The sequence below is a fragment of the Allobosea sp. TAB14 genome, from assembly GCF_052113865.1.
Lineage (GTDB): Bacteria > Pseudomonadota > Alphaproteobacteria > Rhizobiales > Beijerinckiaceae > Allobosea > Allobosea spartocytisi.
This window is the reverse complement of sequence record NZ_JBFRDQ010000260.1, coordinates 1-5,006: the sequence shown is the minus strand read 5'-3', so window position 1 is coordinate 5,006 and position 5,006 is coordinate 1. Positions and strand designations below refer to the sequence as shown.

Sequence of the window (5,006 nt, the reverse complement as noted above, 5' to 3'; positions counted from 1 at the left end):
GAGATGGGCATCGCGCTCGTCCCGGTCTTCGCCGCGATGGGCGAATGGGGCCGGCGCTTCCTGCCGGTCACCGAGGAATTGTCGATCCGTGCGGAGCTGCTCAGCGAAGGCGGCCCGGCGCTGTGGGAGCGCTTCATGCAGGAGCTCCGGCACCTGCATCTCGACGCGCCGGCGCCGGAGGTGTCGGTGCTGAACGAGCTGACGGCAGCTTATCGCGCGGCCTTGGCGCGGCGTCAGATCGCGACCGCCTGAGGCGGGCAGAGACCCCGCCTCCACTTATCCCCGGCGGCTGAAACGGCCGGAGACTGGGCTCCTTTCAGGAGCCCGCCATGCCACCCCACCGCCATCTCTCCCCATCGCGTCGCGAGTCCGGGAACTGGCTGACCGCGCCGCCAGCGCCACAGGCTCTCCAGACCTTTATCCTTCGTCTGCCGCTTATGGAACGGCAGTCCATGCGCGCTTCAAGAACTACGTGGACGATCGCTACGATCCTAACTTCAAGGCGGAACAATCGTTCTTAAAGGAGACTGGTGAAGGAGCGAGGGAGAGTGCGGTACGCTATGGATATCCTGGATCAATTCGCGTGGACGCCTACGAATACCGTCAAGATGGCACTTTGTGTGTCTATGATCTGAAAACTGGTAAGGCCGGCTTATCTGATCGGCGGGCCGAGTTCCTCGCCAACGCAGCTAAATTGGGTTTTGGCCCGGTTCGACGCATTCTTGTCATCGAGGTGAGGCCAAAGCAGTGACAACGAAGAAGCAAATCAAGCAGCTTCTGGAGGCGGTCGCATCGCGCCATGACGATCTGATCGTCAGAAACCCCTTCATCGTTCTGGCGCCGCTACAGCATGTGCTTCGCTCGATATCCATCGACCGAAGCTGGAATGCCGACTATCCGCGCTTCTATTGGCATATCGGCCACGCCTTCAATCCGACCGGATCGCTTCAGGGCCTGTGCCCCGATATTTTCTGGCTTCCCAAGGAAGGCCCGCGATTCTGGTCTGACTCCGGCTTCACTGAAGCCGTCATCGAGACATTAGAACGGCGCATCCTCCCGATGCTGCGCCGGGCGCGGTCGATCGAGGACATGTTCCGCGTGGAAGGCGAACCGCGCTCTTATGAATATGACAACTGGCTGAACCACTACGAACCCTATCAAATCCATATGCATGCCGCGTTTGGACGCTTCGATGAGGCCGCCGTCGTCTATGAAAAGATCAAGGACTGGCACCTCATGATGAAGAATTGGCGGCAGCCAGAGTTCAAATATGCGAGCCAGCTCGGCGCCCTTGTTGCCGCGCAGGATCGCGAAGCCGTCGTGAGTTTGCTCCATGACTGGGAGGAAGACTTCGCCCGAAGGAAAGACCTCCTCCCCATCTACGAACGCATGCCCTTCCCGCTCGAAGTGTCGCAGCCCTCAGCGTAATCCCTCACTCCGCCGCCAGCCGCGGCGGCATCTTGCGGCCCATCGCTTCCGCCGTCGCCTCGCCCGGCGTCGCATGCTCGTCATGGATCGGCTCCCAGGCGCTTTCGTCCTCCGCCTTGCTGAAGAAGCGGCCGAACAGGCGCCCGGTCAGATACGAGAGATCGTCCATCACCGCGTAGAAGGACGGCACGAAGATCAGCGAGAGAACCGTCGAGACGATCAGMCCGCCGATCACCGCGATCGCCATMGGCGCGCGGAACTCGCCGCCATCGCCGACGCCATAGGCSGAGGGCARCATGCCCGCCGCCATGGCGATGGTGGTCATCAGGATCGGGCGGGCCCGCTTGCGGCCGGCTTCGAGCAGCGCCGTCATCCGGTCCTTGCCKCGGCCRACCTCCTCCACCGCGAAATCGACCAGCATGATCGCGTTCTTGGTGACGATGCCCATCAGCATGAGCAGGCCGATATAAACCGGCATCGAGACGGCATTGCCCGTCGCCAGCAGCGCGATCACCACGCCGCCGAAGGAGAGGGGCAGCGAGAGCAGGATGGTGATCGGCTGGAAGACCGAGCCGAAGAGCAGGATCAGCACGGCGAGCACCAGCATCAGGCCGGTGGTCATCGCGGTGATGAAGCCCTGGACGACCTCGCCCTGGATCTCGGCATCGCCGGTCGCGGCGATCCAGACGCCCGGCGGCAGGCCGACCTCCTCGACGATGTCGTGGAACCGGTCCTGCGCGGTGCCGAGCTCGAAGCCGCGCTTGAGGTCGGCGCCGATCTGTGCCCGGCGCACGCGGTCATAGCGGTCGATCGAGCTCGGCCCCTCGCCGAAGCCGACATCGGCGACGGCCGTGAGCGGGATGGAGACGCCGTTGGTATTGGTCACGCGCAAGGCCGCGATGTTGCGGATGTCGGTGCGTGCGGCTTCGTCGAGCTGGACGCGGATCGGGATCTGCCGGTCGCCGGCGTTGAACTTGGCGAGATTGGCGCCGACATCGCCGATGGTCGCGACGCGCACGGCCTCCGAGATCGCTTCCGCCGTGACACCGAGATTAGCGGCCTCCTCCAGCTTCGGCGTGACGCGCAGCTCCGGCCGGCTCAGCGAGCCCGCAGTCGCGACGTTGAGATAGCCCGGCACCTGGCGCATCCGCGCCTCGATCTTCGCCACCGCCGCGTCGAGCGCATCGCCATCCTTCGACAGGATCGAGAAGGCCATCTCGCGCTCGCCGCGCTCGTTGACATACCAGGCGCGCACATCCGGCACGCTGGCGAGCTTCTCGGCGATGGTAACCTTGAGCTCCTTCTGCTTGATGTCGCGCTCGGCCTTCGGCTTGAGCAGGACGAAGACGGCCGCACGGCGCACCTCGCGCTGGCCGGTCGGCGACGCCCCGCCGAGCACGAAGACGTCACGCACCTCGGGAATGGTCTTCAGCGCATCGACGAGCTTGTCGGTGGTGACGCGGGTGTCCTCCAGCGTCGCGCCGGGCGGCAATTCGACCGAGGCGACGACGCGCGAGGTGTCCTCGTCCGGGATAAAGCCGGTCGGCAGGAGCTGCGTCGCCTGGATCGAGCCGAACAGGAAGAGGAAGCCGACCAGCAGCGTCGCATAGGCGGTGTTGAACGGCAGGGTCCGCCACGTGCCGGAGCCGTCGAGGCGCGGGAAGAACGGGATGCGCCGCTTCTTCAGCGTGGTTTTCAGCAGCCCGACATAGCCGCCCATGATCCAGCCATCCTTCGGATCAGCATGTTTCACCGGCCGCATCAGATAGGCCGCCATCATCGGCGTGATCAGGCGCGCGACCAGAAGCGAGAACAGCACCGCGACGGCGACGGTGAGGCCGAACTGCCGGAAATACTGCCCGGCGACGCCACCCATGAAGGAGACCGGCGCGAAGATCGCGACGATGGTCAGGGTGATCGCGATGACCGCGAGCCCGATCTCGTCGGCCGCCTCCATCGCGGCGCGATAGGGCGATTTGCCCATCTTCATGTGCCGGACGATGTTCTCGATCTCGACGATGGCGTCGTCGACCAGGATGCCGGTGACCAGCGTGATGCCGAGCAGGCTCACGAGGTTGAGCGAGAAGCCCATCATCTCCATCGCCCAGAAGGTGGGGATGGCCGAGAGCGGAAGAGCGATGGCCGTGATCAGCGTCGCCCGCCAGTTGCGCAGGAACAGGAAGACGACGATGACGGCGAGCGCCGCGCCCTCCAGCAGCGTCTCCATCGCCGCCTTGTAGTTGCCGTGGGTATAGGCGACGGCGTCGTCGATCGGCGAGATCTGGATGTTCGGATAGCGCTTGTTGAGGGCCTCGATGCGCTGCTGCACGACCTCCTTCACCGACAATTCGCTCGAGCCTTTCGAGCGGAACACCGCGAAGGTGACGACGGGGTTCTTGTTGAGCCGGCCGAAGGCGCGCGGCTCCGAATTCGAATCCTCGACGCGGCCGAGATCCTTCAGCCGGACCTCGCGCCCGCCGGTCAGCATGATCTTCGTCTCGGCCAGATCGGAGACGGTCCTTGCACCCGCAAGCGTGCGGATCGCCTGCTCCTGACCGCCGACCTCGCCGCGCCCGCCGGCCAGGTCGACATTGGTGGCGCGCACCTGCCGGTTGACCTCGCCGGCGGTGATGCCGAGCGCCAGCAAACGGTCGGGATCGAGYGAGATCCGGATCTCGCGGTCGACGCCGCCATAGCGCTCGACCCGGCCGACGCCTTTCAGCCCTTGCAGTTCGCGCGCGACGACATCGTCGACATGCCAGGAGAGCTGCTCCAGCGTCATGCCGGCCGAGGCCGCGCCATAGGTCAGGATCGACTGGCCCTCGACATCGATGCGCTGGATGATCGGCTCGTCGATGGTGCGCGGCAGGTCGGCCCGGATCTTGGCGATGGCGTCCTTGACGTCGTTGACGGCGCGGTCGGTGTTGGTTTCGAGCCGGAATTCGATCAGCGTCAGCGACTGGCCGTCGGTCAGCGTCGAGGTGACGTGCTTGACCCCGGTGATGTTGGCGACGGAATCCTCGACGCGCTTGCTGACCTGGCTTTCGAGCTCGGCCGGCGCGGCGCCCGACTGCGTCACGGTCACCGAGACGAGCGGCACGTCGATGTTCGGGAAGCGCGTCACCGGCAGCTTCGAGAAGGAGAGCAGCCCGAGCACGCAGAGCACGACGAAGAGCAGGATCGCCGGGACAGGCTTCCGGATCGACCAGGCGGAGAAATTGATGTTCATCGCCCGCCCCGTCAGTTGGTCGCGACGGGCGTGATGAGATCGCCGTCCCGCACGAAGGTGCCGGCGCGCGCCACCACGGTCTCGCCCGCGGCGAGCCCGGTCGCGATCTCGGCGCGCCCGTCCCCGGAGAGGCCGAGCGTCACCTTCCTGGTCACGATCTTGCCCTCCTTCACCGTCTGCACCGTCGGGCCGCTGCGCGTATAGGTGATCGCCGAAAGCGGCAGCGTGACCGCCTGCTTGCGGCCGGTCTCGATGACCCCACGCGCAAAGGAGCCGATCGCGACCGGCGGGTTGCCGTCGAGCGCGACGCGCACGCGGCCGAGCCGCGAGGTCTTGTCGACCTCCGGGG

General features: G+C 65.5%; 4 protein-coding genes and 1 pseudogene. 3 read left to right on the top strand and 2 right to left on the bottom strand.

Going from position 1 to position 5,006, the window contains the following annotated elements; translation table 11 throughout:
- From AB4Y99_RS25750 to AB4Y99_RS25740, 3 genes and pseudogenes are all read left to right on the top strand, one after another.
- Positions 1 to 252 (top strand): annotated as a pseudogene (locus tag AB4Y99_RS25750) (winged helix-turn-helix transcriptional regulator); the annotation flags it as partial.
- A 220-nt stretch (positions 253 to 472) separates the two neighbouring features.
- Entirely contained in the window at positions 473 to 751 is a 279-nt protein-coding gene (locus AB4Y99_RS25745) for a hypothetical protein (RefSeq protein ID WP_441525328.1), read from the top strand.
- Entirely contained in the window at positions 748 to 1,428 is a 681-nt protein-coding gene (locus tag AB4Y99_RS25740) for a hypothetical protein (protein WP_441525327.1), read from the top strand. The genes AB4Y99_RS25745 and AB4Y99_RS25740 overlap by 4 nt, the downstream gene beginning before the upstream one ends.
- Positions 1,429 to 1,432: 4 nt before the next feature.
- On the opposite strand, the gene AB4Y99_RS25735 is transcribed toward AB4Y99_RS25740, so the two are convergent.
- Positions 1,433 to 4,657 (bottom strand): efflux RND transporter permease subunit, encoded by a 3,225-nt coding sequence (locus AB4Y99_RS25735; RefSeq protein WP_441525326.1) that lies wholly within the window; start codon positions 4,655 to 4,657, stop codon positions 1,433 to 1,435.
- 11 nt (positions 4,658 to 4,668) lie between these two features.
- Positions 4,669 to 5,006, bottom strand: a 338-nt coding sequence (locus AB4Y99_RS25730) for a permuted SH3 domain-containing protein (RefSeq protein ID WP_472841065.1), incomplete at its 5' end; no start/stop codon positions are given.